The organism is Sphingomonas astaxanthinifaciens DSM 22298, from assembly GCF_000711715.1.
Classification (GTDB): Bacteria; Pseudomonadota; Alphaproteobacteria; order Sphingomonadales; family Sphingomonadaceae; genus Sphingomicrobium; species Sphingomicrobium astaxanthinifaciens_A.
In genome coordinates this window covers 1,324,142-1,349,427 of the sequence record NZ_JONN01000001.1, presented here as the reverse complement: position 1 = coordinate 1,349,427, position 25,286 = coordinate 1,324,142, and the positions used below count along the sequence as shown (strand labels likewise).

At 68.1% G+C, this 25,286-nt stretch carries 27 protein-coding genes; 21 read left to right on the top strand and 6 right to left on the bottom strand.

Going from position 1 to position 25,286, the window contains the following annotated elements:
* The first annotated feature begins 1 nt into the window (after window position 1).
* From BS69_RS0106965 to tatC, 8 genes are read left to right on the top strand one after another with little or no spacing between them, the layout of a single operon-like run.
* Window positions 2-775: an SPOR domain-containing protein gene (locus BS69_RS0106965; RefSeq protein WP_029941242.1), complete on the top strand. Its 774-nt coding sequence runs from the start codon at window positions 2-4 to the stop codon at window positions 773-775.
* Window position 776: 1 nt separating this feature from the next.
* Window positions 777-1,436: an SPOR domain-containing protein gene (locus BS69_RS0106960; RefSeq protein WP_084184356.1), complete on the top strand. Its 660-nt coding sequence runs from the start codon at window positions 777-779 to the stop codon at window positions 1,434-1,436.
* 10 nt (window positions 1,437-1,446) lie between these two features.
* On the top strand, window positions 1,447-2,457 hold the full coding sequence (gene nagZ / locus BS69_RS0106955; protein WP_029941240.1) for a beta-N-acetylhexosaminidase: 1,011 nt from the start codon (window positions 1,447-1,449) through the stop codon (window positions 2,455-2,457).
* A 4-nt stretch (window positions 2,458-2,461) separates the two neighbouring features.
* Window positions 2,462-3,205, top strand: coding sequence for a segregation and condensation protein A (locus tag BS69_RS0106950; RefSeq protein ID WP_029941239.1), 744 nt, complete (start codon window positions 2,462-2,464; stop codon window positions 3,203-3,205).
* Complete coding sequence (scpB, locus tag BS69_RS0106945) at window positions 3,202-3,771, top strand: SMC-Scp complex subunit ScpB (protein WP_029941238.1); 570 nt, start codon at window positions 3,202-3,204, stop codon at window positions 3,769-3,771. Before BS69_RS0106950 ends, scpB begins: the two co-directional genes overlap by 4 nt.
* 31 nt (window positions 3,772-3,802) lie before the next feature.
* Complete coding sequence (locus BS69_RS0106940; protein ID WP_037504418.1) at window positions 3,803-4,087, top strand: twin-arginine translocase TatA/TatE family subunit; 285 nt, start codon at window positions 3,803-3,805, stop codon at window positions 4,085-4,087.
* A gap of 18 nt (window positions 4,088-4,105) precedes the next feature.
* Window positions 4,106-4,534, top strand: a complete 429-nt coding sequence (locus BS69_RS0106935) for a Sec-independent protein translocase subunit TatA/TatB (RefSeq protein ID WP_029941236.1) — start codon at window positions 4,106-4,108, stop codon at window positions 4,532-4,534.
* Window positions 4,531-5,352 (top strand): twin-arginine translocase subunit TatC, encoded by an 822-nt coding sequence (gene tatC, locus BS69_RS0106930; protein ID WP_084184355.1) that lies wholly within the window; start codon window positions 4,531-4,533, stop codon window positions 5,350-5,352. Before BS69_RS0106935 ends, tatC begins: the two co-directional genes overlap by 4 nt.
* Before the next feature lie 91 nt (window positions 5,353-5,443).
* On the opposite strand, the gene BS69_RS0106925 is transcribed toward tatC, so the two are convergent.
* Window positions 5,444-6,994, bottom strand: a complete 1,551-nt coding sequence (locus BS69_RS0106925; RefSeq protein WP_029941234.1) for a sensor histidine kinase — start codon at window positions 6,992-6,994, stop codon at window positions 5,444-5,446.
* A 31-nt stretch (window positions 6,995-7,025) separates the two neighbouring features.
* Window positions 7,026-7,247, bottom strand: a complete 222-nt coding sequence (locus tag BS69_RS14540; RefSeq protein WP_156956944.1) for a NepR family anti-sigma factor — start codon at window positions 7,245-7,247, stop codon at window positions 7,026-7,028.
* A 240-nt stretch (window positions 7,248-7,487) separates the two neighbouring features.
* Between BS69_RS14540 and BS69_RS0106920 the strand changes: the two genes are divergently transcribed.
* The 3 genes from BS69_RS0106920 to BS69_RS0106910 all read left to right on the top strand — a co-directional run bounded on the left by BS69_RS0106920 (window position 7,488) and on the right by BS69_RS0106910 (window position 9,209).
* Window positions 7,488-8,288, top strand: a complete 801-nt coding sequence (locus tag BS69_RS0106920; RefSeq protein ID WP_029941233.1) for a response regulator — start codon at window positions 7,488-7,490, stop codon at window positions 8,286-8,288.
* Window positions 8,289-8,362: 74 nt separating this feature from the next.
* A complete protein-coding gene (locus BS69_RS14420) occupies window positions 8,363-8,503 on the top strand; it encodes a hypothetical protein (RefSeq protein ID WP_169738070.1) in 141 nt (46 codons plus the stop codon).
* Between the two features lie 79 nt (window positions 8,504-8,582).
* Window positions 8,583-9,209, top strand: a complete 627-nt coding sequence (locus BS69_RS0106910) for a sigma-70 family RNA polymerase sigma factor (RefSeq protein ID WP_029941232.1) — start codon at window positions 8,583-8,585, stop codon at window positions 9,207-9,209.
* A 53-nt stretch (window positions 9,210-9,262) separates the two neighbouring features.
* Here BS69_RS0106910 and BS69_RS14245 read toward each other — a convergent pair whose 3' ends face one another.
* Entirely contained in the window at window positions 9,263-9,463 is a 201-nt protein-coding gene (locus tag BS69_RS14245; protein ID WP_169738069.1) for a hypothetical protein, read from the bottom strand.
* A 59-nt stretch (window positions 9,464-9,522) separates the two neighbouring features.
* Here BS69_RS14245 and BS69_RS0106900 point away from each other — a divergent pair, with 59 nt between their 5' ends.
* From BS69_RS0106900 to BS69_RS0106890, 3 genes are all read left to right on the top strand, one after another.
* Complete coding sequence (locus tag BS69_RS0106900) at window positions 9,523-12,201, top strand: bifunctional [glutamine synthetase] adenylyltransferase/[glutamine synthetase]-adenylyl-L-tyrosine phosphorylase (protein ID WP_029941231.1); 2,679 nt, start codon at window positions 9,523-9,525, stop codon at window positions 12,199-12,201.
* Window positions 12,198-12,653, top strand: coding sequence for a peroxiredoxin (locus BS69_RS0106895; protein ID WP_029941230.1), 456 nt, complete (start codon window positions 12,198-12,200; stop codon window positions 12,651-12,653). Before BS69_RS0106900 ends, BS69_RS0106895 begins: the two co-directional genes overlap by 4 nt.
* A 116-nt stretch (window positions 12,654-12,769) precedes the next feature.
* Complete coding sequence (locus BS69_RS0106890; protein ID WP_084184354.1) at window positions 12,770-15,376, top strand: HWE histidine kinase domain-containing protein; 2,607 nt, start codon at window positions 12,770-12,772, stop codon at window positions 15,374-15,376.
* A gap of 4 nt (window positions 15,377-15,380) precedes the next feature.
* Here BS69_RS0106890 and BS69_RS0106885 read toward each other — a convergent pair whose 3' ends face one another.
* Complete coding sequence (locus BS69_RS0106885) at window positions 15,381-15,899, bottom strand: biliverdin-producing heme oxygenase (RefSeq protein WP_051676599.1); 519 nt, start codon at window positions 15,897-15,899, stop codon at window positions 15,381-15,383.
* A 149-nt stretch (window positions 15,900-16,048) separates the two neighbouring features.
* On the opposite strand from BS69_RS0106885, the gene BS69_RS0106880 reads away from it, so the two are divergent.
* The 5 genes from BS69_RS0106880 to BS69_RS0106860 all read left to right on the top strand — a co-directional run bounded on the left by BS69_RS0106880 (window position 16,049) and on the right by BS69_RS0106860 (window position 21,160).
* Complete coding sequence (locus BS69_RS0106880; protein WP_029941227.1) at window positions 16,049-16,834, top strand: succinate dehydrogenase iron-sulfur subunit; 786 nt, start codon at window positions 16,049-16,051, stop codon at window positions 16,832-16,834.
* Between the two features lie 54 nt (window positions 16,835-16,888).
* Complete coding sequence (locus BS69_RS0106875; RefSeq protein ID WP_029941226.1) at window positions 16,889-17,356, top strand: PaaI family thioesterase; 468 nt, start codon at window positions 16,889-16,891, stop codon at window positions 17,354-17,356.
* A complete protein-coding gene (gene zapE / locus BS69_RS0106870; RefSeq protein ID WP_029941225.1) occupies window positions 17,353-18,456 on the top strand; it encodes a cell division protein ZapE in 1,104 nt (367 codons plus the stop codon). Before BS69_RS0106875 ends, zapE begins: the two co-directional genes overlap by 4 nt.
* Before the next feature lie 72 nt (window positions 18,457-18,528).
* Window positions 18,529-20,307: a methyl-accepting chemotaxis protein gene (locus BS69_RS0106865; protein ID WP_051676598.1), complete on the top strand. Its 1,779-nt coding sequence runs from the start codon at window positions 18,529-18,531 to the stop codon at window positions 20,305-20,307.
* A gap of 52 nt (window positions 20,308-20,359) precedes the next feature.
* A complete protein-coding gene (locus tag BS69_RS0106860; RefSeq protein ID WP_029941223.1) occupies window positions 20,360-21,160 on the top strand; it encodes a COG4705 family protein in 801 nt (266 codons plus the stop codon).
* Here BS69_RS0106860 and BS69_RS0106855 read toward each other — a convergent pair.
* A complete protein-coding gene (locus tag BS69_RS0106855) occupies window positions 21,138-21,677 on the bottom strand; it encodes a phosphatase PAP2 family protein (RefSeq protein WP_029941222.1) in 540 nt (179 codons plus the stop codon). The two genes, BS69_RS0106860 and BS69_RS0106855, sit on opposite strands and share 23 nt — an antisense overlap.
* Window positions 21,678-21,744: 67 nt before the next feature.
* Between BS69_RS0106855 and BS69_RS0106850 the strand changes: the two genes are divergently transcribed.
* The gene (locus BS69_RS0106850; protein WP_037504415.1) at window positions 21,745-23,175 is read left to right on the top strand and encodes a M20/M25/M40 family metallo-hydrolase; all 1,431 of its coding nucleotides are present in this window, start codon (window positions 21,745-21,747) and stop codon (window positions 23,173-23,175) included.
* A gap of 25 nt (window positions 23,176-23,200) precedes the next feature.
* A complete protein-coding gene (locus tag BS69_RS0106845; protein ID WP_029941220.1) occupies window positions 23,201-24,634 on the top strand; it encodes a M20/M25/M40 family metallo-hydrolase in 1,434 nt (477 codons plus the stop codon).
* 59 nt (window positions 24,635-24,693) lie between these two features.
* Here BS69_RS0106845 and BS69_RS13650 read toward each other — a convergent pair whose 3' ends face one another.
* Window positions 24,694-25,122: a hypothetical protein gene (locus tag BS69_RS13650; protein WP_051676596.1), complete on the bottom strand. Its 429-nt coding sequence runs from the start codon at window positions 25,120-25,122 to the stop codon at window positions 24,694-24,696.
* Window positions 25,123-25,286 lie beyond the last annotated feature (164 nt).

Sequence of the window (25,286 nt, the reverse complement as noted above, 5' to 3'; positions counted from 1 at the left end):
GATGCGGTCGACGAGCGAGCGCCTGCCCTGGCTCGAGGACGAACCGGCGATCGCCGGCCCGAACCGCGCCGCTCGCCCCGTCTCCACCCCGAAGGTCAGAGGGGGCCGCTTTCTCTGGCCTTGGTACCTGCTGTTCGCCCTGCTGATCGGGCTCGTCGGCTTTGGCGCCTGGTGGCTTGGGACTCACCAGCGCGAGGCTGCGCCGCCCGAGCTTCCGGCAGAGGAAGCGGTGCCCATACCCGTCAATAGCTCGCCTGAGGCGGCATCGAACGGCGCCGCGTCGGCAGGAGATCCGGCCTTGCCCGCGCCGCTCACCACCGCACCACCCGCGCCGAGCCCCAGCGGCCGCGCCCGCCCGGTCCCGCGCAGTAGCGCCCGGCCCGTCGCAACCGGGCCGCGCGCGGGCACCGAACCCGCGGAAGAGGGCAGTGCGAGGCCGACTTTCCCGGCGGACGATCCGACCATTGCGCCGCCGCCGACAGGACCGTCGCCGGTCGTCGTCTACCACCCCAATCCCAATCGCGGGCGGGTGGTCCAGCTCGGCGCTTTCCCAACCCGCGCCCAGGCGGAGGAGAGCTGGCGCAAGATCACCCGGCGCTATCCCTATCTCGCGACCAAGCCCAAGATGGTGAACACGGTCGACGTGCGCGGGCTCGGCGGCGGCCGGCCGACACGAATGTATCGCCTCCAGCTCGGCACCTCTTCTCAAGCCCAGTCGGCGGTCATATGCCAGCAGCTCGAGAGGGCGGGGCAGAGCTGCGTGGTGGTGTACTGAAATGGCGACTTCGCGAGGGGTGACGGGCGAGCCGCTGCCGTGGCTCGAACCGGTCGAGGACGAGGATGAACCGCCCGCGCTGTCGGCACGCAAGATGCTGGCCGCGATCGTCGTGGTGCTGCTCGCCGCGGCGCTGGTCGCGGGCACGCTCTACTGGCTGGGCAAGCGCCAGGCGGACGAGGGCAGCGGGCCGCCCACGCTCATCAAGGCCGAGCCAGGGCCCTACAAGATAAAGCCGACCGACCCCGGCGGAATCGACGTCGCGGGGGACAGCGAGACGACCTTCGCCACGGGCGCTGGCCAGGACGTGGACGGCCAGCTCGACCTGAACGCCGTGCCCGAAGCGCCGATCGCCAAGCCCAAGGCGGCGCCCAAGGAAGAACCGGCCGCTGCCGAAGCCGCGCCCGAGGCCGCCGCGGCGGTGCCGGCCGGGCCGGCTGGGAGCACGGTCCAGCTCGGCTTCTACGACAATCCTGCGCAGGCCAATGCCGCGTGGAATTCGCTTGCCGGCCGCTTCCCGGTGCTGTCGGGCGCGACCAAGATCGTCGTGCCCTATCAGAAGGGGCAGCGGCTCCGCGCCGGCTTCGGCAGCGCGGAAGAGGCCCGCCAGGCCTGCCAGCTGCTGAAAGCGGCAGGCGACGCCTGCTTCGTGGCGCGCTAGGGGCGCGATCATGCAAGCAGCAATCTACGGCATGTCGGGGCTCAGCCTGACCGCCGACGAGACCGCCTTTTTCCGCGAGGTCGATCCGGCGGGCTACATCCTGTTCGCGCGCAATTGCGGCGAGCCCGATCAACTGAAGGCGCTGACCGCGGCGCTGCGCGACCTTCACGGCCGTGCCGACCTGCCGATCCTGATCGACCAGGAAGGCGGGCGGGTGATGCGGATGAAGCCGCCGGTCTGGCCGGCGCTTCCCGCCGGCGGGGCGTTCGACCGTCTCTACCAGACCGCGCCCTCCTCGGCGATCGAGGCGGCGCGGCTGAATTCGCGGGCGATCGGGCTGCTGCTGGCGAGCCACGGGATCAACGTCAATTGCGCGCCCAATCTCGACGTCCGCCAGCCCGACGCCGACCAGGTCGTCGGTGACCGAGCTTATGGCATGGAGCCGATGCAGGTCGCCGCAATCGGCCGTGCGGTGCTCGACGGAATGGCCTCGGCGGGCGTGGTTGGCGTGGTCAAGCATATGCCCGGCCACGGCCGCGCGACGGTCGACAGCCACAAGCAACTTCCGCGCGTGAGTGCTTCGGCCGAGGAACTCGACCTCGACCTCGAGCCGTTCGAGGCGCTGCGCGAAGCGCCGATGGGGATGGTCGCGCATATCCTGTTCGAAGCCTGGGATCCCGAGCATCCATCGAGCCAGTCGCCGTTCGTGATCGAGGAAATCATCCGCAAGCGGATCGGCTTTGCCGGTCTGCTGATGACCGACGATATCGGCATGGAAGCGCTGTCGGGCTCGGCCGGGGAGCGGTCGGCCACGGCGATCGCCGCAGGCTGCGATCTCACCCTTCACTGCTCGGGCAAGTTCGACGAGATGCTCGACGTCGCGGCGCATGTCGGGGCGATGACGGTCGATTCCGAGGCGCGGCTGGCCCGGGCGATGGCGGGCGCGATGGTGGGCGGTTCGGACGGGCCGGACTTCGCCGCGGCGGTGGCGGTCCGGGACGAGCTCCTGGCGCTGGCATAGGGCGGTGACCCTCCTTCCCGCCGACGACGAGACGCTGCAACTGCATCTCTCCGCGTGGGAAGGACCGCTCGACCTCCTGCTGAGCCTCGCCCGGGCCCAGAAGGTCGATCTCAAGCACATCTCGATCCTCGAGTTGGTCGAGCAATATCTCGCCTATCTCGAGGGCGCCAAGGCGCTCAAGCTCGAGATCGCGGCCGATTATCTCGTGATGGCGGCCTGGCTGGCCTATCTCAAGAGCTGCCTGCTCTTGCCCAAGGACCCGGCGCAGGACCCGAGCCCCGAGGAACTGGCCGCGCGGCTCCAGTTGCGGCTGCAGCGGCTCGACGCGATGCGCGAGGCGGGCGCACGCCTGATGGCGCGCGACCGGCTCGGCCGCGACGTCTTCGTCCGGGGCGCGCCCGAAGGGCTGCGGCAGATCCGCAAGAGCAAGTGGGACGCCTCGCTGTTCGAACTCGCCGCGGCCTATGGGCAGGTCCGCGCCCGGAGCGCACCGGTGATGCACGTCGTCGCCCGCCGCGCGGTGCTGACCCTCGAGGAAGCGATCGAACGGGTGTCGGCGCTGATCGGGACCGCGATCGAATGGACCCGGCTCGAGCGCTTCCTCGTCCCCAGCCATGATCCGGCGTTCGCTCGCTCGGCGCTCGCCTCCTCCTTCGTCGCGGCGCTCGAGCTTGCGCGGCAGGGGCGCCTCGAAATGCGCCAGGAAGAGCCGTTCGCGCCGCTCGAGCTCAGGGTGGCGAGCCGGTGAGCGAGGATTATGTCCGCGCGGTCGAGGCGGTGCTCTTCGCCGCCGCCGAGCCGCTCAGCCGGCACGACATCGAGGCCTATGTGGGCGAGGGCGATATCACGGGCGCGCTGGAGACGCTGGCCGGTCTTTATGCCGGGCGCGGGATCAACCTCGTCGAGCGCGGCGGACGCTGGCACTTCCAGACCGCGGCCGACCTCGCCCACCTGCTTCGCCGAACCCGCGAGGAACCGCGGCGCCTGTCCCGCGCGGCGACCGAGACGCTCAGCATCATCGCCTATCACGAGCCGGTCAGCCGGGCCGAGATCGAGGCGATCCGCGGCGTCCAGACCGCCAAGGGCACGCTCGATGTCCTGATGGAGGCGGGCTGGGTCCGGCCGGCCGGGCGGCGCGAGAGCCCGGGCCGGCCTTTGCTCTACGCGACCACCCCCGAGTTCCTGACCCACTTCGGGCTCGCCAGCCGCCGCGATCTGCCGGGCATCGACGACCTTCAGGCCGCCGGCCTCCTCGACCCGGTGGACGAGACGAGCCTCATGCTGCAACTGGAAAGCGGCGGGGAAGAGGACTAAGTAGCTCGCCAGTCAACGGAGTTCATCGATCATGGGCGGGTTTAGCCTTATTCACTGGATCATCCTGGGCATCCTCGTCCTGCTGCTGTTCGGCGGCAACCGCTTCTCCGCGATGATGGGGGACGTCGCCAAGGGCCTGAAGAGCTTCAAGCAGGGCCTCGCCGACGACGACGAGGAACAGCGCCGCAAGGCCGAGGATGCGCGCCGGCTCGGCAGCGCCGACCGTCCGATCGACGTGACGCCCAACCCGCGCGCCGCCGACCCCGTCGCGCCGCCGCCGCCGCCGCCGCCGCCGTCCGACCAGTATCCGCGCTAGTCGCCAGGAGCGCGCCGCATGTTCGGCGTCGACAGTACCGAGCTCTTCATCGTCGCCGTGCTCGCGCTGATTTTCATCGGCCCCAAGGAGCTGCCCGGCACGCTCCGAATCCTCGGCCGGTGGGTCGGGCGCGCCAAGGCGCATGCCCGGCACTTCACCGCCGGCATCGAGAACATCATGCGCGAGGCCGAGCTCGAGGAGATGGAGAAAAAGTGGCGCGAGGAGAATGAGCGGATCATGCGCGAGCATCCCGTCGCGCTGCCCTATGTCGGGGCGAGCGAGGCGCATGGCGCGGTGATGACGGCGCTTCCAGCTGATGGGCAAGGCGCCTCGACGTCGCTCGGAGCGAACGGAGAGGAGGGGGCTGCACCAACACCGTCCGTACCGAGCGATGAACCCCCGCTCCCGCTTCCCGAACCCGAGCATCACCGGCGCGAATTGCCGTGAAGGACATCGACGAAACCAGGCAGCCCTTGCTCGAGCATCTGGTCGAGCTTCGCCGGCGGCTGCTGATCAGCCTTGCCGCACTGGTGCTGGCCTTCATCCTCTGCCTGAACTTCGCCAAGCCGATCTTCGGCCTGCTGGTCCAGCCCTTGCTCGCGGCCGGGCAGGGCAAGCTCATCTACACCGACGTGTTCGAAGCCTTTTTCACCGAGGTAAAGGTCGCGCTGTTCGCCGCGCTGATGCTCTGCTTCCCGGTATTCGCGACGCAGGTCTGGCGATTCGTCGCGCCTGGCCTCTACGCCAAGGAGAAGAAGGCCTTCCTCCCGTTCCTGGTAATGACGCCCTTCTTTTTCGCGGGCGGGGCGCTGTTCGCCTATCTCGTGGCCATGCCCTATGCGCTCAAGTTCCTGCTGAGCTTCGAGGGCAATGTCGGGGGCGTCCAGCAGGAGGCACTGCCCGGGGTCGGCAATTATCTGTCGTTCGTCACCCGCTTCCTGTTCGGCTTCGGGGTGGCGTTCCTGACGCCGGTTCTGCTGATGATCCTCGAGCGGGCCGGGCTCGTCACCCGCGAGCAGCTCGCTGCCAAGCGGCGCTACGCGATTGTCGCCTGTGCGGCGGTCTCGGCGGTGCTGACGCCGCCCGACGCGGTGTCGATGCTGCTGCTGCTGGTGCCGCTCTACATGCTCTACGAATTTGCCATCCTCGCCATCCGGCTGACCCATTGGCGGGCCGCGCGTCGCGAAGCTTCCGACGCTGGACGCAAAGCGGGCCCGAAATCGTCACCGGGGGGGGGGAGGGTTGACGACTTCGGGCCCGTGTAAGCGGATAGCGAGAGCGGGGGGGCAAAAGGTCACTATCCGAAGAGCATAACGGTGTTGCCGGGCGGGGGTTCCACGACCACCGCAAAAATTTTCACCGCGGCGGATAGACCGGGAGTTCGACGCTGTAGCTGCCCGGTGCCCGGTCGAGCGTCGACCGGAGCTGCTTGGCAAGGCCGGCGATGATCCGCTCGAACTGCTGATGCTCCGGGTCGGCGGCGGCCGCTTCGGACAGCGCATTGGTCGCCAGCGTGAAGCGGGCGGTGGTGTCGCCGGTCCGGCGAAGCGTCAGCGTCACCGGTGCTTCGGGCTGGGTCAACATCGCATGCTCGACCACCTCGGTGGTGAGAAAGGCGGTGGCGACTGCGACGTCCTGGGTGGCATTGATGCTTTCCAGATCGAGCCCGATGTCGAGCGATCGCGCATTGTCGGGCGCGCTGCCGCGCAGGTTGGCGGCGAGTTCGCTCAGCAGCGAGCGGAGTGCGATCCCGCGATTTTCCTCGAGCTCGGCATAATGATTGCGGTGAACCACCGCGAGCGCGTCGACCCGGCGGCCGATCGAGGAATAAGCGTCCTTCGCATCGTCCGACTTGGCGCTGCGGCGATGGATGTTGAGTAGTGAAGCGACCACCTGCAGGTTGTTCTTCACCCGGTGGTGAACCTCGCGGACGAGCTTGCGCTGTCCCTCGAGCGCCTCGGCCATGTCCTTCTCGTTCTGCTCGATCCGCTCGACCGCGCGCGAGAAGGAGGCGCCGAGTTCGCGGATTTCGATCGCCGAGCCGAGCCGCGAAGGGAGCTGGAGCGGCCCGGTGCCTGGATCGTGCGCGGTGATGGCGACCTGGATGCGCTTGAGCGGGTTGAGGAGAAAGGTGCGGACCACCAGCCAGCTCAGCAGCGCGGCGACGATCCACATCAGCACGGGCAGCAGGATGACCAGCCGGTCGACCTCGGCGATCCGCTCGGTCGAAACCTCGGCGCGAATGTCGAGCTGGCCGCCGACGATCGACTGCGCGACGCTGTAGAGGGTGCGTTCCATGCCCGACCCGAGGGTTTGCCCAGCGCCGCCGACAATCTCGATCCGGTCGCGGTCGTCGGACAGGACGAGGGTCGCCGTGCCCGCCCGTGCGGCGATCAGCGCGCTGCGGAACTGGTCGCGGTCGATCGATCCGGTGGCCGAGCCGCCGATCACCCCGACCCGGTAATAAAGCCGCCCGCGCGTCGGGCTGAGCCAGATCTTCACCTGCCCGGGAGCGACCAGCAGGGTCGGCCGCTCGCCGTCGTCGGGCGTGCCGCGGGCGCACAATTGCGTGCCCACGCTGTCGCTGAGGAGGAAGGTGAAGGGCGTTCCGGGTGCACTGCTGAGCGCGCGCTGGACCTGCTGGCAGGGATCGGCCGAGCCGTCGATCGCGCCATTGGCCGCCACTCGAAGCGCGAGCACGTTGCGGCCGATCAGGCTGTCGATCGCACGAATGGCGAGCCGGCCCTGGTCGCTGGCCCGGGCGGCGAGCGCGTCATTGGCCTGGTTGATGCCGCTGGTCGCAGCCGCGACGAGGACCAGCCCGAGCGGCAGGATCGCTGCGGTCAGGAGAAGGAGCAACTTGCCGGCAGTGGGCAGTTGCTGGAACCATGCCTTGACGCTGGACATCAGTTACGGGGGACGGGCAAGGCCGTCCCGCTCAACTCAATTTGCCGAGCAGATCGAGAAAGTCGTCGGGAACGTCTTCGCGAAGCGCCTCGTCGTAGGCACTGCGAAGGGCCCGGCCGACATCGTCGGGACCGGATGCGCGTCGCTTGGACGCTGCCTTCTTCACTTTCGGGTCGGCCGGGGAAGAGGGAAGATTGCTATTCTCTGCACTCAACCCCGTATTCCCCTCCCGACGTTGCGTGGCATGACGCAATGCCTGTTCCTCAAGTTACTTGAAAGGTAACGCGAACGCCCCCGTAAAAGTCCGGCAGCCGACTCGTCAATCAGTAGACTGCCGCCGGGAAACCAAATCCGAGCCGCTTTGTTCCGTCGACCGCAACAAACCCCGCGCGACGCTCGCCACGATCCCGAGGTCGGCGCGCGCAGGGTTGCAGTTTGCTGAAGCGGCTCCCAATAGGGGCGTCAATCAGATTTACAGGAGCAATGCTGAACCATGTCGCTTGGCCAGGAACTTGCGCCGCACCTTCCATTCCTGCGGCGCTACGCCCGCGCACTCACCGGCAGCCAGAATCACGGCGACGCATTCGTCCGCGCGACCCTGGAAGCGATTGTCGCCGCGCCGGAAAGCTTTCCGCGTGAGGTCGAGCCTCGGCTCGGGCTCTACAAGACCTTCCACGCCATCTGGTCGACCGCCAACATCGAGGAAGGCGGCGACGCCGGCGGCAGCCTCGGCAATCCCGAAGCGATCGCGCAGGCGCGTTTGAGCCGGATCACGCCTCTCTCGCGCCAGGCGCTGCTGCTCACCGCGCTCGAGGGCTTCTCGGCCTCGGACGCCGGCTACCTGATCGGCGCCCAGGCGTCGGAGGTCGACAATCTCGTCCAGGAAGCGCTTGCCGAGATCGAGCGCCAGACCCTCGCCGACGTCCTTATCATCGAGGACGAGCCGATCATCGCGATGGACATCGAGACGATCGTCCGTGACCTCGGCCACAATGTTACCGGCGTCGCGGTCACCCGTGACGAGGCCGTGGCCCAGGCCCGCGCGCATCCGCCGGGGCTGGTGCTGGCCGACATCCAGCTCGCCGACGATTCGAGCGGGATCGACGCGGTCCGCGACATCCTCGCCGAATTCTCGGTGCCGGTGATCTTCATCACCGCCTTCCCCGAGCGACTGCTGACCGGGACCCGGCCCGAGCCGACCTTCCTCATCACCAAGCCCTTCCAGCGGGCGACGGTGAAGGCGGCGATCGCGCAGGCGCTGTTCTTCGACGCGGCGACCGTTCCGGCGGGTTGAACCCAGGCTTCGCAGGGAACTTGAGTTCCCTTCGTTGCGTTGGCGCTTCAAATATTCTCGGAGTGCCGAAATCCATGAATCAGGACCCACCGGAGCATCTAACCGGAACGCAGGCGCGCGCCGGAACGACTCCCGGCGTCGCGCGCGTCGCACTGTTCGGCGGGCTGGGGCTTGTGATCCTCGCCTTTGCCATCATCTACTTGATTGCGTCCTGAGCCTCGTGCTGAATGACGGTAGGTTCCAGCTCGGCTTGGCCGGGCAGACGATAGTGGGCGGGGTACGTTGAGCGATTCGATGGACGATCATCCGGCCGAAGCGGCCCGGGCCGAGCCCGTCCCGCTGTCGGATCCGGAATTCAAGCAGCAGCTGGCGCAGGTCATTCCGCACCTTCGCGCCTTCGGCCGCTCGCTGTCGGGCAGCCGCGACCTCGCGGACGACCTCGTGCAGGAAACACTGCTCAAGGCGTGGGCGGCGCGCAAGCGCTTCCAGGCCGGCACGAACATGCGCGCCTGGACCTTCATCATCCTGCGCAACCTCTTCCTCAGCCAGATGCGCCGCGCGCGCTTCAAGGGCGAATGGGACGAGATCACGGCCTCGAAGCTGCTGGCCGCGCCGGCGAGCCAGGACCGGCACGTCGAACTCGGCGACATGCAGCGCGCGCTCCTCCACCTTCCCCAGCCGCAGCGCGAGGCGCTGATCCTGGTCGGGGCAGGCGGCTTCGCCTATGAGGAAGCGGCCGAAATCTGCGGCTGCGCCGTCGGTACGATCAAGAGCCGGGTCGCGCGCGGCCGAGTCGCGCTCGAACAGCTGCTGTCGGGCGGCAAGCTGCCGAGCCGGCGCCAGCACAAGACCGACCCCAACCACAGCGCGCTGTCCCAGATCATGGGCGAAGTCGACCAGCTGGCAGGCAACCGGGACTGACCGACTGTCGTCCCGGCTGACCCATTCTGCTTATATTCAAATCGTGAAAGGGCTCAGCCCAGTCGCGCGAGCAGGTCTTCGAATGCCCGCTCGTCGCTGCTCAGCGGCTCCGCCGCGAAGGCGCGGCGCAGGGCGGCGGTGACACCGGCATGTGCAGGCGGTAATTCGACCCGGATGATGCGTCGATCCATGTGGCCGTTCTCTTCTACCGTCGCCGCCTTCATTTCAGATGCGGATTTCATTTGCTTGGTCAACGTCGGGAAACTGATTTCGTTGCCCGCAACCTGTGCCTTAGGTCAGGAACGCCGCTGACGTGGCCGGTCAGCAACCCTCACGCGATGGCGCGCTCGAGCGGGCTTCTCGCTGGTCTCCCTTTCTCAAGGGACTGATCGAACGGCAACCGCAGATTGCCGAGACTTTCGTCCGGGATGGAGCCGATTCCGCGCTGGCGGCCGTCAGCGCACCGCCCGACCGCCCGCTCGGTGACCGGCTGAGGATCGAGCGGCAGCAGCTGGCGCTGGCGACCGCGCTCGGTGACCTCGCGGGGGAACTCAGCCTCGAACAGGTGACCGCGGCGCTGTCCGATTTTGCCGACCGCGCACTCGACGCGTGCCTCGCCGCGGCGATCGCCGAACGTCATCCCGATGCGGCGCCAACGGGCATGACCATTCTCGCCTTGGGCAAGCTCGGCAGCCGCGAACTCAACTACAGCAGCGATGTCGACCTTATCCTGCTGTTCGACCCCGAGACCCTGCCGCGCCGTGCGCGCGAGGAGGCGGGGGAAGCGGCGGTGCGCTACGGGCGCCGATTGATCGAGCTGATGCAGGCCCGCGACGAGCATGGCTATGTCGCGCGGGTCGACATGCGGCTTCGGCCATCGCCCGAGGTCACCCCGATTGCGCTCCCGGTCGGCGCGGCCATCTCTTATTACGAAAGCTCGGCGCTGCCGTGGGAGCGGGCGGCCTTCATCCGGGCGCGGGCCTGCGCCGGAGGCCGCGCGCTCGGCGAGCGCTTCCTTGCCGAAATCCGTCCATTCGTGTGGCGGCGCGCGCTCGACTTCGGGGCGATCGACGAGATCCGCGACATCTCGCTCCGGATCCGCGACCATTATGCGCAGGGACAGGGCTTCGGGCCCGGCTTCGACCTCAAGCGCGGGCGTGGCGGGATCCGCGAGGCGGAATTCTTCACCCAGGTCCAGCAGCTGGTCCACGGCGGGCGCGACCCGCTGTTGCGGGCGCCGGCGACGCTCGATGCGCTGGCGGCGCTGGCCGGGCAGGGACGGCTCGATCCCGCCATCGCCGGGGGAATCGGCGCGGCCTATCGCCTTCTCCGGACGATCGAGCACCGGGTGCAGATGATCGACGACCGGCAGGAGCATCGACTTCCCGTCGGGGATGCGCTCGAGGCGGTGGCCGGCCTCGGTGGCTATGCCGATGCGGACGCGATGCTCGCCGCCCTTTCCCCGCATGTCGAGCTGGTCGGCAAGGCCTTTGACGGGCTGGTCAGCAGCGAGGAAGTGCGCCTGTCGGGCGACCCCGAACTCCTGGCCCAGGAATTGGGAGCGATGGGCTGGACCGATTCCGTGGAGGTCGCGCGGCGGGTGGCGGACTGGCGCACGGGGAAGGCCCGCTCGCTGCGCTCACCGGCTGCGCGCGGTGCCTTTGAGGCCATGCTGCCGGCGCTGCTGCCGCGGATTGCCGCCGCGCCCGATCCGATGCGGGCGCTCAACCGCTTCAGCGACATCGTCGAGCGGCTGTCGAGCGGGGTCAATTTCTTCCGGTTGCTGGAGGCCCGCCCGGCGCTTGCCGACATGCTTGCGCTGATCCTCGCCCAGGCTCCCGCGCTCGCCGACCAGCTGGCGCGGCGTCCGACCCTGCTCGACGGGTTGATCGACGAAAGCAGCTTCGCGGCGCCGCCCGATGCCGATGCGCTGGCCGCGCGCTTCGCCGACGAGCTTGCCGCAGGCGGGCTCGACCAGTCGCTCGACCGGGTCCGGCGCCTCGTCGGCGAGCGCCGCTTCGCGCTGGGCGTCCAGCTCATCGCCGGGCATCGCGATCCGCTCACCATCGCAAAGGGCTACAGCGATCTCGCCGAGGCCGCGGTGCGCGTGCTCGCCGGCAAGGTCGAGGAGGAATTTGCCGCGACCCACGGCCGGATTGCCGGGGGCGACCTCGCCCTGGTCGCGCTGGGACGGTTCGGCGGCCAGGCGCTGACCGACGCCAGCGACCTCGACCTCATCTTCCTGTTCGATTGCCCCGAAGGCAGCCGCTCGGACGGGGCCCGGCCGCTGACCGGCACCGATTACTACAACCGGCTCGCCAGCCGGATCGTCGCCGCGCTGTCGGTCCCGACGGCCGCCGGGCCGCTCTACGAGGTCGACACCCGGCTCCGGCCGCAGGGCGAACAGGGGATGCTCGCGGTCAGCCTCGCCGCCTTCGAGGATTATCAGCGGACCGAGGCCTGGACCTGGGAGCATCTGGCCTTGTGCCGGGCACGTGCGCTGACCGGGTCGGTCGCCTTCCGCGCGCGCGTCCGCCGGGCGATCGAGGATGTGCTCCGAATGTCGCGCGACGCGGCCAGGGTCAGGGCCGACGCGGCGGAGATGCGGCTCCAGATGGCGCGGCACAAACCGCCGGTCGGGCCGCTCGACGTAAAGCTTGGCCCGGGCGGACTGATCGACCTCGAGTTCACGGTGCACGTGCTCCAGCTGACCCGCGGGGTGGGGCTCGACCCGAGGCTCGAGCTGGCCATTGCTGCACTGGTCGAGTCGGGGTTGCTCGATCCCCTGGCCGATCCGGACCTCCGGCTGCTCAGCGCTTTTCTCGTGGTCATGCGGCTCGTCGCCCCCGGCGCGGTAGCGCTGGCCGAACCCAGCCGCGCCCTCGTCGCAAGCCTGTGTGGACAGGCGGACTGGGATGCGCTTGTGGCGGCGCTTGACGAAGCACGGGCAAGAATCGCCACGCGCTGGGACAAGGCGAGGAACGGGACATGATCGAGGAAGGGCAGAAGGCACCGGCATTGAAGGTCGCCACCACCAACGGCGAAACGGTCGACCTGTCGGCCCCCGGCGGCAAGCTCGTCCTCTATTTCTATCCCAAGGACGATACGTCGGGTTGTACGCGCGAAGCGCAGGACTTCAGCGCACTCGCCGACGATTTCGCCGCGGCTGGGGTCAAGGTCGTCGGGGTCTCGCGCGACAGCGCCAAGAGCCACGACAAGTTTATCGCCAAATATGACCTCAAGGTCCCGCTTGCGGTCGATGAGGGCGAGGTCAGCGAGGCGTTCGGCACCTGGGTCGAGAAGAGCATGTATGGCCGCAAATATATGGGCATGGAGCGCGCGACCTTCCTAATCGGCGCGGATGGCAACGTCCTCAAGGCATGGCGCAAGGTGAAGGTGCCGGGCCATGCCGCGGCCGTGCTTGCGGCGGCAACCGGAGCCTGACTCGACGCTGAGCCGCGGACGGCTTGATTTCTATTAAATTGCAGAGGCTTCCGAGAGCCTTCATAATAGTGACGCCTGCAGAGGCGCATTGCACCCGAGGGGAGTATTCTTCGCACATGGATCTGGAAGATGGCGCCGGGACGTCCGCCGATGCCGATGACAACACGGTCTCGCTGGACGGGATGGGCGTCGACGCTGCCGCTCTGTGCGCGATGGAGCAGATCCAGTTCCTCGGCGAAATCCAGCCGCACGGCTTTCTTCTGCAGCTTTCCTCCGACTGGTTGCTTCGCCGCGCTTCGGACAATGTCGTCGACTTTTTCGGACGCCCGAGCGAGGCGCTGATCGGGCAGTCGGCAGCGGACCTCCTCGGTCGGCGCTGCCTTCACGACATCCGGTCGGAGCTCCAGATCAGCCAGGGCTCGAGCCCACACGTGCTGACCGAAGTTACCATTCCCGGTCGTGACCAGCCGCTCGATCTCATCATCCACCGCGAGGGCGAAAGCGTGATCGTCGAGGGCGAGCCGGCGAGCGCGCGCGACGACCGTCTGCAGCTCAACATCCAGGCGATGCTGGCGCAGGTGCGCGACCTCACCTCGCTCGACACGCTAACCAACCTCGCCGTCCGCCATATCCGCGCGCTGACCGGCTATGACCGGGTGATGTTCTACCGCTTCCACGCCGACGAGAGCGGGGAGGTCATCGCCGAGGTCCGCCGCCGCGACCTCGATCCCTATCTTGGTCTCCACTATCCCGCGACCGACATTCCGGCCCAGGCGCGCGCGCTCTACCTGCGAAACCCGATCCGCCAGATTGCCGATGTCGATGCGGTGACCGTCCCGGTTTCGCCGCGCGTGGGTGCCGGCGGCGACCGGATCGACCTCTCGCTCAGCACGCTGCGCGCGGTCTCGCCGGTGCACATCCAGTACCTCAAGAACATGGGCGTCACCGCGTCCATGTCGCTGTCGATCGTGGTCGAAGGGCGCTTGTGGGGGCTGATCAGCTGCCATCACCAGTCGCCCCGCTCGCTCCCGGCGCCCATCCAGCAGTCGCTCGCCTTCTATGCCAACATCCTGTCGATGACGATCGAGACCGTGGTGCGCGGCCGCGTGGTCGAGCGGCAGAAAGCGGCGCGCGATCGGCACGCCCGGATGCTCTCGCAGGTGTCGACCCAGAACGGGTCGATCGACGACCTCTTCGGCCTGCTGACCGAGCTTGGCGAGGAGCTCGGCGCGACCGGCCTTGCGACCTATGTCGACGGCCGGCTTCGGCTGGGGGGCGAAACCCCGACCGAGCGCGAGACCCTCGACCTCATGCGCTTCCTCAACGGTGCCGCGGCAAGCCGGGTCTATGCGACCCACGCCCTTTCCAAGTCGCATCCGCCGGCCGCCGACTACGAAGCCAATGTGGCCGGCATCCTCGCCATTCCCGTCTCGCGGCGACCGCGCGACTATGTTGTCTTCTTCCGGCCCGAGCTGGTCTCCACCGTGCGCTGGGGCGGCGAGCCGACCAAGGCGGTCCGGCGCGACGAAACCGGCACGCTGCGCCTCACTCCGCGCGCCAGCTTCGAGGAATGGCGCGAGGTCGTCCGCCTTCAGTCGCGCCACTGGTCCGACATCGACTGCGAACTGGCCGAGGGGCTGCGCATCTCGCTGCTCGAGATCATGCTCCAACTGACCGACCAGGCCGAGAAGCGCCGCAAGAGCTCGAACGACCAGCAGGACCTGCTGATTGCCGAACTCAACCACCGGGTCCGCAACATCCTCAACCTGATCATCGGGTTGGTCCGCCAGTGCGCCGAGGGCGCGACCGACATCGACGATTTTGCAAAGGACGTGAACAGCCGGGTCCACGCCCTGTCGCGGGCGCACGACCAGCTGACCAGCAGCGGCTGGGGGGCGCGCTCGCTGACCAACATGATCAAGGTCGAGGCCGGCGCGTACCTCGGATCGGGCGCGGACCGGGTGACCGTGCTCGGCAAGGATATGGCGATCCAGCCGGATGCCTTCGCCACGGTCGCGCTGGTGATGCACGAGCTCATCACCAACGCCGCCAAATATGGCGCGCTCAAGGATGCTTCGGGCACGGTCTCGATCCGGATCGACGAGCTTTCCGACGAGGGCCTCGCGATCTACTGGAAGGAAACGGGCGGTGCCCCGGTGGTCGCTCCGACCCGCCGCGGCTTCGGCTCGACGATCATCGAACGCGCGATCCCGCACGAGCTTGGCGGCGAGGCGAGCGTCGCCTTCGAGCCCGACGGACTTCGCGCCGCCTTCCGGCTCCCGCCGCACCTCGTGACCGCCGGCGAGAGCGTCGACGTGCAGATGCACGACCGGATGGCGATGGGCTTGGCGTCCAAGGCGATCAACGACCGAATCACCGGCTCGGTGCTGCTGGTCGAGGACAATCTGCTGATCGCGCTCGAGGCCGAGGCCATGCTCCAGTCGCTCGGCGCGAGCGATATCCAGGTCGCGTCAACCGTCGCCAGCGCGCTCGACTTCCTCGCCGCGCAGAAGCCTGACTTCGCGGTGCTCGATTATAATCTCGGGCGCGAGCAGAGCACGCGGGTCGCCGAGGAACTGGACCGGCTGGGCGTGCCGTTCGTTTTCGCGACCGGCTATGGCGACACCTCGATGATCGACGAGCGCTTCCGCCAGCGGCCGATCCTGACCAAGCCCTATAGCGCGGGCAACGTCATCGCCGCTTATGTGGAGCTCCTCGGCTGAGCGTTCAGCCCAGGACTCGCCGGCCGGCGCGCTCGAACGCTTCGAAGACCGTCCGGGCACCCTCGATCGCCGCGTCGAGATCGGCCGGGTCCTGGAGCCGACGGTCGAGCTGGCCGACGAACCCGCGCCAGCTGGCCGCCCGCTCCCCGGCGAGAAACCGGCGGGGGAGGTCGGCGCCGACCTGGCGGGCGAGGAGCGCGCCGCCGAGCCGCGATCCCTCGAGCACATAGGCCGCGCCCAGCATCGCGGCAGGGGTGGCGGGAAGATTGATGTCTTCGGCCTGCGGGATCTGCTGGCCGAGGTTGGCGAGATCGTCGCGAAGCAGGTCCGCGCGGCGCCGTTCGGGCCAATAGTCGAGGAGGTCGGTTGCCCCTTGCTCATCGAGCCATTGCTCGAGCGGCAGCAGCACCGTGGCCTGCGCGGCGAGGAAACGCCCATAGTCGCCGGCGTGGCCAAGGTTGAGCGGCGCGAACAGGCGATCCACCCGGTCGTGGCTTTCCGCCGTCGCTTCGCGCAATTGCATTCGAGGGCTTGGACGCATCGTGCACCCGCTTCGCAAAGCGCGGGGCGGCTGGCAATCGGCATCTGTACCCAAGCGCGATACGGTCCTTTGCAAGGGCTGGCCTTTCCTCGCCGAGGCTCCTATTTCGCGCCCAGCGCTAGAGGAAAAAGATGGCTGAGTTCACGCTTCCCAAGAACAGCAGGATCACCGGCAAGTCCCGCCACTACAAGGCGGACGCCGGCGCCAACCGTGTCAAGAGCTTCAAGATCTACCGTTACGATCCCGAGACCGGCCAGAACCCGCGCTACGACACCTACGAGGTCAATCTCGACGATTGCGGGCCGATGGTCCTCGACGCGCTGATCAAGATCAAGAACGAGCTCGATCCGACGCTGACCTTCCGCCGCTCGTGCCGCGAAGGGATTTGCGGGTCCTGTTCGATGAACATGGACGGCAAGAACGGCCTTGCCTGCACCACCGCGATCGAGGACGTGAAGGGCGAGGTCCGGATCACGCCCCTGCCGCACTGCGACGTGATCAAGGACCTGGTTCCCGACTTCAGCCACCTCTACGCGCAATATGCATCGGTCCAGCCGTGGCTGAAGACCGCGACCCCGACGCCGAGCGGCAAGGAGCGGCTGCAGAGCCCCGAGGACCGCGAGAAGCTCAACGGCCTCTACGAATGCATCCTGTGCTTCTGCTGCTCGACCTCGTGCCCGAGCTACTGGTGGAACGGCGACCGCTTCCTTGGGCCGGCGATCCTGCTCGCGGCCTATCGCTGGCTCGCCGACAGCCGTGACGAGATGACCGGCGAGCGGCTCGACCAGCTGGAAGACCCGTTCCGGCTGTATCGCTGCCATACGATCATGAACTGCGCCAACGTCTGCCCCAAGGGGCTGAACCCGGCCAAGGCGATTGCCGAGACCAAGAAGCTGATCGCCGAACGCGCGGCCTAACGGGTCTTGTCGGCGTCTGTTGCACCCGCTCACGGCGCCGACTAACCCGCCCCCATGGACGCGCCCGAAGACGTAGAGAACCGCCCCTCGGGCGCTCGTGAGGATCCCGATCATCCCGGCTGGTACAGCTGGATCGACCTGCCGGCCGACAGCTTTGCCGCGCAGACCGGCAAAATGATCTTCCGCCCCGACGGGCCCGGCCGGGCGGTGGTCCGCATGTTCCCCGAAGAACGCCACCTCAACCTCGGCGGCAGCTTGCACGGCGGCATGGTGATGAGCTTCATCGACATGGCGCTGTTCGGCGGCGGGCGCTGCGCGGGAATGCGGCGCGCCCATTATGTGACGCTCGACCTCACCACCAAGTTCATGGGCCGGGGAGAAGCCGGCAAGCCGCTCGACGCGCATGTCGAACTGGTCCGCCAGACCCGCAGCCTCGCTTTCCTCCAGGGCGTCGTGAAACAGGACGGCGAGGCCTGTTACAGCTTCTCGGGTACGCTGAAGAAGCTGCGCGACGTCACGTGAGCGGACCCGTCGCCGCGGCCTACCAGCGCCTGCTGGCCGCGGGCGAGCTGAAGGCCGATCCCGACCAGGCGCGTGCGGCGGCGGCGCTTGACCGGCTGGGTGAAGAACTGGCGCTTCGCCGCGGCTTCTTCGCCCGCCTGCTCGGCCGCCGACGCGACGTCTGCGGGGTCTATCTGTGGGGCGGGGTCGGGCGCGGCAAGTCGATGCTGATGGACCTCGCCTTCGAGCATATCGCGGTCGAGCCCAAGCGGCGGGTCCATTTCCATGCCTTCATGATCGAGGTGCACGAGCGGCTTCGCGCCGAGCGGGCGAAGGGCGAGGGCGATCCCATTCCCGCGGTCGCCGAAGCGATTGCGGAGGGCGCGACCCTGCTCTGCTTCGACGAGATGGTGGTGAACAACCCCGCCGACGCGATGATCTTGTCGCGCCTGTTTTCCGCCCTGCTCGAGGAAGGGGTGGCGGTGGTCACCACCTCCAACCGTGCGCCCGCCGAACTCTACAAGGACGGGCTCAACCGCGAGCTGTTCCTGCCCTTCATCGACCTTATTGGGGAGCGGCTCGAGGTCATCGCGCTCAATGGGCCCACCGACTATCGCCTCGATCGCATGCAGGGGGTCGAGACCTGGCACGTCCCCAATGGCCCCGCTGCGACCGCAGCGCTCAGCCGCGCCTTCTTCCAGCTCACCGACTATCCGCCCGAGGACCGTGCGCACGTCCCCACCGAAGAGCTAGAGGTCGGCGGCGGCCGGACGCTGCACGTGCCCAAGAGTCTCAAGGGCGTCGCGGTCTTTTCGTTCAAGCGCTTGTGCGGCGAGGCGCGCGGCGCGGCCGACTATCTCGCCATCGCTCGGCGTTTCCACACGGTGATCATCGTCGGCATTCCTGTGATGGGCCCGGACAAGCGCAACGAGGCGGCGCGCTTCGTGACTCTGATCGACGAGCTCTACGAGCATCGGGTGAAGCTGCTCGCGGCCGCCGATGCCGAGCCCGAACGCCTCTATCCGGCCGGGACCGGCGCGTTCGAGTTCCAGCGGACCGTCAGCCGCCTCGAGGAAATGCGAAGCGCCGACTATCTCGCTTCGGGACACGGCCGGGACTGAACGAAGGGCGCAAGGCCGAACTGCGCGGCGACGCTCTAAGATGGATGGGTCGATCTCTATCGCGAGCCCGCCATGTCCATCGAACGCCTCGTCCGATTTGCTTCCGCCGCCCTGCTCGGGCTGGTGGTCGTCAGCGCCATCGTCTTCGCCACCGCCGTCAACACCATCCGGATCGGCGGCGGTCACGAGCTCGACATCGAGCTGTCGGCCGAGCTCAAGGCGGACATCCTGCCGCCGCCGCTGTTCATCGTCGAACCCTATGCGGTGGCGATGGAAGGTTTCCTTCATGAGGAGAAGCGCGCGACCTCGATCACGCGGCTCAAGGAGATGCACCGCATCTACGACCAGCGGACCGACTATTGGGGCTCGCGCGAGCTCGACCCCGAGATCAAGTCCAGTCTCGCCGACGTCGAACGCAACGCCGACGCCTTCTGGAAATTGCTCGACGAGAAGGCACTGCCGATCATGCAGCGCGGCGAGGAGGCGCGCTACGACGAGGCGTTGGAAGCGCTGGCCTCGACCTACAATGCCCAGCGCAACGCCATTGCGAAGCTGGTGACGGTGACCAACCGGTTCAAAGCCGAGGTCCGCGACGACGCCGACTTCGCCCTCGAAATGTGGAGCATCGTGTTGGTTCTTCTCGGCATCGCCCTGCTCGGCGGGGTCCTTGCCTACGGCGGGATCCTGCGTCGCCGCGTCGTCAGCCCGCTCGGCGAGCTGACCGCGACCGCGCAGCGCCTGTCGGCGGGCGAGGAAGCGGCGATTCCGCTGCTCGATCGCACCGACGAACTCGGCGGCCTGGCCGGTGCCTTCGATCACTTCGTCCAGGCTTCCGCGGAGCGGCGGGAAGCCGACCGGAAGGATGCGGCCGAGAAGAAGGCGATGGTCGATACCCTGGCCGAAACGCTGACCCGGATGTCGCAGGGCGATCTGCGCAAGGTGCTCGAAGCCGACTTCCAGGGCGAATACAGCACGCTTCGCGAGAATCTCAACGACGCGATCGTGGCGCTCCGCGAGATGGTCCAGCACGTGGTTACCAGCGCCGGGTCGATCAAGCTCGCCGCCGGCGAGATCGCCGATGCCTCGGCCGACCTGTCGAGCCGGACCCAGTCCAACGCCGCGGCAATCGAGGAGACCACTGCCGCGCTGACCGACGTCGACCGCCGGGTGACCTCGACCCGCGACGCGGCGCAGAGCACCGCCGAATCGGTCGCCCGGGCGCGCTCGGCGGTCGAGCAGGGGCTCGGCAAGGCGCGCTCGGCGGCCGCCACGATGGAGGAAGTGCGCGAGGCCGCCGCCAGCGTCGACGGGGTGATGGAAGCGCTCGACCGGATCGCGTTCCAGACCCGCGTGCTGGCGATGAACGCGGCGGTCGAAGCGGGCCATGCGGGCGAGGCCGGCAAGGGCTTCGCGGTGGTTGCCGACCTCGTCTCGCAGCTCGCCAGCAGGGCCGAACAGGAAGCCCGCAATGCGCGCGAACAGCTGACCGCGACGAGCGAGCGGATCGCTCAGGCGGTCGGCAGCGTCGGCGAGGTCGAGGAGCAGTTCAGCGATATCGTCGAGGACGTGGCCTCGGTGTCGGAGCTGATCGCGCGCCTGACCGACGACGCCAAGGCGCAGGCCGGGGCGATCGCCGAGATCAGCTCCGCGATGCGCCAGATGGACATCAGCACCCAGCAGAATGCGGCGATGGTCGAGCAGACCAGCGCGGCCGCGTCCAACCTGCTCGGCGACGCGCGCGAGCTGGTCGATCGCGCCCAAAGCTTCAAGTGGAACCGCCGCGAGGAAAATCGCCCGGTCGCGGTCGAACGGCGCGGGATCGTCGCAGGCGAGATCCGGCACGCCGCCTGATCGGGCCCGGCGCGGGTTGAACCGCGCCGGGGACAGGCCTAGCGCGGACACCATGGCTTCGTCTGCTTCGTCGCTGAGCAAGGTCCCGGCGCTCACGCTGGCCTTCTGGGTCATCAAGATCTGCGCCACCACGCTCGGCGAGACCGCCGGCGATACGGTGTCGATGAGCTGGCTCGGCGAGGCGACCCCCGACGCCGGGTCGGCGGGGCTCAACGGCTATCTCGTCGGAACGGTGCTGTTCGGCGCGACCCTCGCGATCCTGGTCGCGCTGCAGATCCGGGCAAGGCGCTTCCATCCCGCGCTCTACTGGGCGACGATCCTCGCCTCGACCACGGCGGGGACGACCCTCGCCGATTTCGCGACTCGGTCGGTCGGACTCGGCTATGCGGGCGGCTCGGCGCTGCTGTTCGGGCTGGTGCTCGCGAGCCTCGGGGCGTGGAAGGCTGTCGAAGGCCGGATTGCGACCGATCATGTGAGCGCGCCCCGGACCGAGGCCTTCTACTGGCTGACAATCACCTTCTCGCAGACGCTCGGCACCGCGCTCGGCGACTGGGCGGCCGACGATGGCGGGCTTGGCTATCTCGGCGGCGCGGCGCTGTTCGGCGGGCTGATCGCCCTGCTCGCGATCCTCACCGCGACGACCCGGATCAATCGCGCCTTCCTGTTCTGGAGCGCCTTCATCCTCACCCGTCCGCTCGGCGCGACCGTCGGCGATTTCCTCGACAAGCCGCTGGCCAAGGGCGGGCTCGACCTCAGCCGTCCGCTCGCCAGCCTGGTGCTGTTGGCGATCATGGCCGTGCTGGTGTGGACCGACAGCCGGCGAAATCCGCCTAGAAGCGCATCGACAGGCTGACCCCGCCGCCCTTGTGGCTCGCCCAAGGCAGCCACTCGACCTTGTCGTTGCGCTTGCTGTTGAGGAGCCAGCCGCCGGCGGTGCCGAGCGCCGCGCCTGCGATCACGTCATGGACATAATGCTTGTCCGCCTTGACCCGGGCGAGACCGGTGAAGCTCGCCAGCGCATAGGCCGGAAGCCCCGCCTGCCAGCCGTAGCGCTTGTGAAGGCTGGCCGCGGCCGCGAAGCTGATCGAGGTGTGGCCCGAGGGAAAGCTCTTGCGGTCGCTGCCGTCGGGCCGGGTCTCGGGGATCGCATATTTGAGTCCCGCCGTCGCCGCGCCGGTGACGCCCAGCGCAAGGCCGGTGCTGCCGAGCCCGCGCCAGTCGCCGTGATAGGCCGGGAGCGCGAGGCTGAAGCCGACGACGAGGTCGCGGCTGATGTCGCTCGCCTTGGCCCAGCCGCGCTTGCTTGCCTCGGCGGGAGTGGCGGAGAGCATCAGCGCAAGGGCAGTGGTGGTGAGCAGGACAGGGCGCATGGTCGTGCCTCTTGTTTCCGGGGACAGAGGAGGCCTAGCCTAGGCATCCGTTTCGAGGAACCTGACCATGCGTCCCTGTCTCGCGTTGCTGCTCTCCTGCCTGTCCGTTCCCGCGCTCGCCGCCAGTCCAGTCGCGGCACCGAGCCGTTTGCCCGCGCCGTGGCAGGCCAAGATGCGGAGCTTCCTCCAGCAGATCATCGAAACGCCCTCGGTGGTCCAGCGCGGGCAAGTTCCCAAGGTCGCCGAGGCGGTCGCGGCCCAGCTGCGCGCCGCCGGCTTCCCCGCGGAGGACATCCAGATCCTGCCCTATGAGGGCCTGCCGGGCGACAAGACCGCCGCGCTCCTGTTCCGCTGGAAGGCCGACAAGCCGACCGCGAAGCCGATGCTGGTGATCGGCCACATGGACGTGGTCGAGGCCAAGCGCGAGGACTGGAAGAACGATCCCTTCCAGTTCCTCGAGAAGGACGGCTATTTCTACGGTCGCGGCACCTCCGACATGAAGACCGGGATCGCCGCCACCACGCTCGCGCTGGCCAAGCTCAAGGCCGAGGGCTTCAAGCCGAAGCGCGACATCATCCTCTTCTTCACCGGCGACGAGGAGACTCAGCAGAATGGCGCACTCCTCGGCTCGACCGAGTGGAAGGGGAGGCTCGACGGCGAATTCGCGCTCAACGCCGATGGCGGGGGCGGGGCGTTCGACACCGGCGGCCGTCCCTTGGGCTTCGCGCTCGACGCCGCCGAGAAGACCTACCAGACCTATTTCTTCACCGTGCGCAACAAGGGCGGCCACTCGAGCCGGCCGCGCCCGGACAATGCCATCTACCAGCTCGGCGACGCGTTGAAGAAGCTCGAGACCCATCGCTTCGCGCCGCAGCTGAACGAGGTCACCCGCGCTTACTTCCAGGCCCGCCAGCAGGACGAGAAGGGCGCGCTCGGCGACGCGATGCGGCGTTGGCTCGCCAATCCGAACGACGGCGAGGCGGCCGACGCGATCGAGGCGAGCGAGCTCGAGGTCGGCAAGACCCGCACCCGCTGCGTCGCGACGATGCTCAGCGGCGGCCATGCCGACAATGCGCTGCCGCAGATGGCGCGCGCGACGGTGAATTGCCGGATCATGCCGGGGGTCGAGCCGGCGGCGATCCAGGCCGAATTGCAGGCGCTGGTCGGGCGCGGCGTCGAGATCGTCCCCGACCCGAGCTTCATCGGAAAGCCGACCCCGGTGCCCGCGATCCGCCCCGACGTGCTCGCTGCCTATACCGAGGCGGTGCAGGGCGCGATGGGCAAGACCATGCGGGTCATTCCCAACATGGCGACCGGCACCAGCGACGCAAGTTTCTTCCGTTCGGCCGGGATCCCGACCTACGGCGTCGACGGCGGCTGGGGGATCAGTCCCGATGACGAGCGCGCGCACGGTCTCGACGAGCGGATTCCGGTCCGCGCGGCCTATGACGACGTGCTGCACTGGGAGACGATGGTGCGGGAACTGGCCGGCAAATAGGCCGGGATCGACAGGGGAGGGCAAGATGAGGAAGGCAATCGGAGCGGCGCTGGGGCTGCTGCTCGGCGGAACGGCGATGGCCGCGTCGCCGGTGGGGACGCCGACCAGGCTCGATACGACCTGGCAGGCAAAGACCCGCGCCATTTATCAAAAGGCGGTCGAGACCCCGACGGTGACGGGCCGCCACCAGGTGCCAATCCTTGCCACCTATCTCGCCGACCAGCTCAAGGCGGCGGGCTTTGCCGCCGACGACATCCGGCTGATGCCCTACAAGGACGTCAACGGCGACGACACGGTGACGCTGATCGCCCGCTGGCGCGCGGAGAAGCCCGTTGCGAAGCCGATCCTGCTGATGGCGCACATGGACGTGGTCGAGGCCAAGCGCGAGGACTGGAAGGAGGATCCCTTCGCCTTCATCGAGAAGGACGGCTATTTTTACGGCCGCGGGAGCCTCGACAACAAGTCGGGGCTGGTCGGGCTGACCACCGCCTTACTCAAGCTGAAGGCGGCCGGCTTCAAGCCGAAGCGCGATCTCATCCTCTTCTTCACCGGCGACGAGGAGACGGGCGGGATCGGCGCGCGGCTCGGCGCGACCGACTGGCGCCAGTGGACCGATGCCGAATATGCCCTCAATTCCGACGGCGGCGGGGGCGCCTTCAAGGCCGATGGTACGCCGCTCGGTTACGGCCTCCAGACCGCCGAGAAGATTTCGCAGAATTACTGGCTGACGGTGCGCAACAAGGGTGGCCATTCGAGCCGCCCGCGGCCGGACAACGCTATCTACGAGCTGGCAAGCGCGCTGAAGGCGGTCGAGACGCATCGCTTCACCCCGATGATGAACGAGACGAGCCGCGCCTATTTCACCCTGCGCGCCAAGCAGGAGGGGAACAGCCCGCTCGGCCGGTCGATCGCCGCCTGGCTCGCCAATCCCAACGAAGGCGCGGCGGCCGACGCGATCGAGGCGAATGAACTGGAGGTCGGCCTGACCCGGACCCGCTGCGTCGCGACCCGGCTGGAGGGCGGTCATGCCGACAATGCCCTGCCCCAGATGGCGCGGGCGACGGTCAACTGCCGGATCATGCCGGGCGTGACGCCGGACCAGGTGCTGGCCGAACTGAAGCAGGCGGTCGGGGACGGGGTCGAGGTCGGCCTCAAGCCCGGCTTCATTGCCGCGGCCGCCGATGCCTCGCCGCTCCGGGCCGACATCTCCTCGGCCTATGAGGCCGCGCTGGTGCCGTTGCTCGGCAAGCAGGAATTGAGCCCAGTGATGAGCACGGGCGCGTCGGACGGCCGCTTCTTCCGCGCCAACGGTATCCCCGTCTACGGCGTCGACTCGACCTGGGTGATTTCGCCCGAGGACGAGCGCGCGCACGGTCTCGACGAGCGGACCCCGGTCAAGGCCGTTTATGACAACGTGCTCTTCTGGGAAGCGATGCTGAAGCGGCTCGCCGGCCGCTGATGCGACAAGGGGCGCCGCGAATGGTTTCGCGACGCCCCCTTTTCTTCGGTTGAAACGGCTTAGCGGATCAGCGCCTGGATGATTTGCTGGACGACCTGGGTGGTGGGATCCACCCGGTAGAGATTGCCGTCGCCATAGTAATAGTCGTAATTGTCGTAATAGTCCGGACGGCTGCCGTAATAGCGGCTGCGGATGTCATACGGCAGGTTGTTGTAACTGTACTGGCGATAGCCGTAGCTGTTGTAATAACGCTGACCGAGCCGCAGCTTCTTCGCCTGGCCCGGCGGCAGGCAGCCATTGTTCTTCTTGGCGAGACCCGGCGGGCAGCCGCCCTGGCCGTAGCCATACTGGCCGCCATAGCCATATTGCTGGCCATAGGCCTGCTGACCATGCTTGCCGTGATGGCCATGACCGTTGCCGGGCTTGGCGGCGGCCGGAGCCGCGGCGAGGGCGAGCGCAGCGCCCGCGAGGATGAGTGCCTGTTTCATGGAGCTTCTCCTAGAAGAGTGGCGCTGAACCGGTCGTGACGGTTCCGTTCATCTTTGTCCAACGTGCCGCGCGGCTTGCGGTTGCCCCTTGGCCTCCTTGGGGCTAGAGGCGCCAGCGACCCGGCCGTCTCCCGGCGGCCCCCCAGTCCAGACCCGACGGAGAC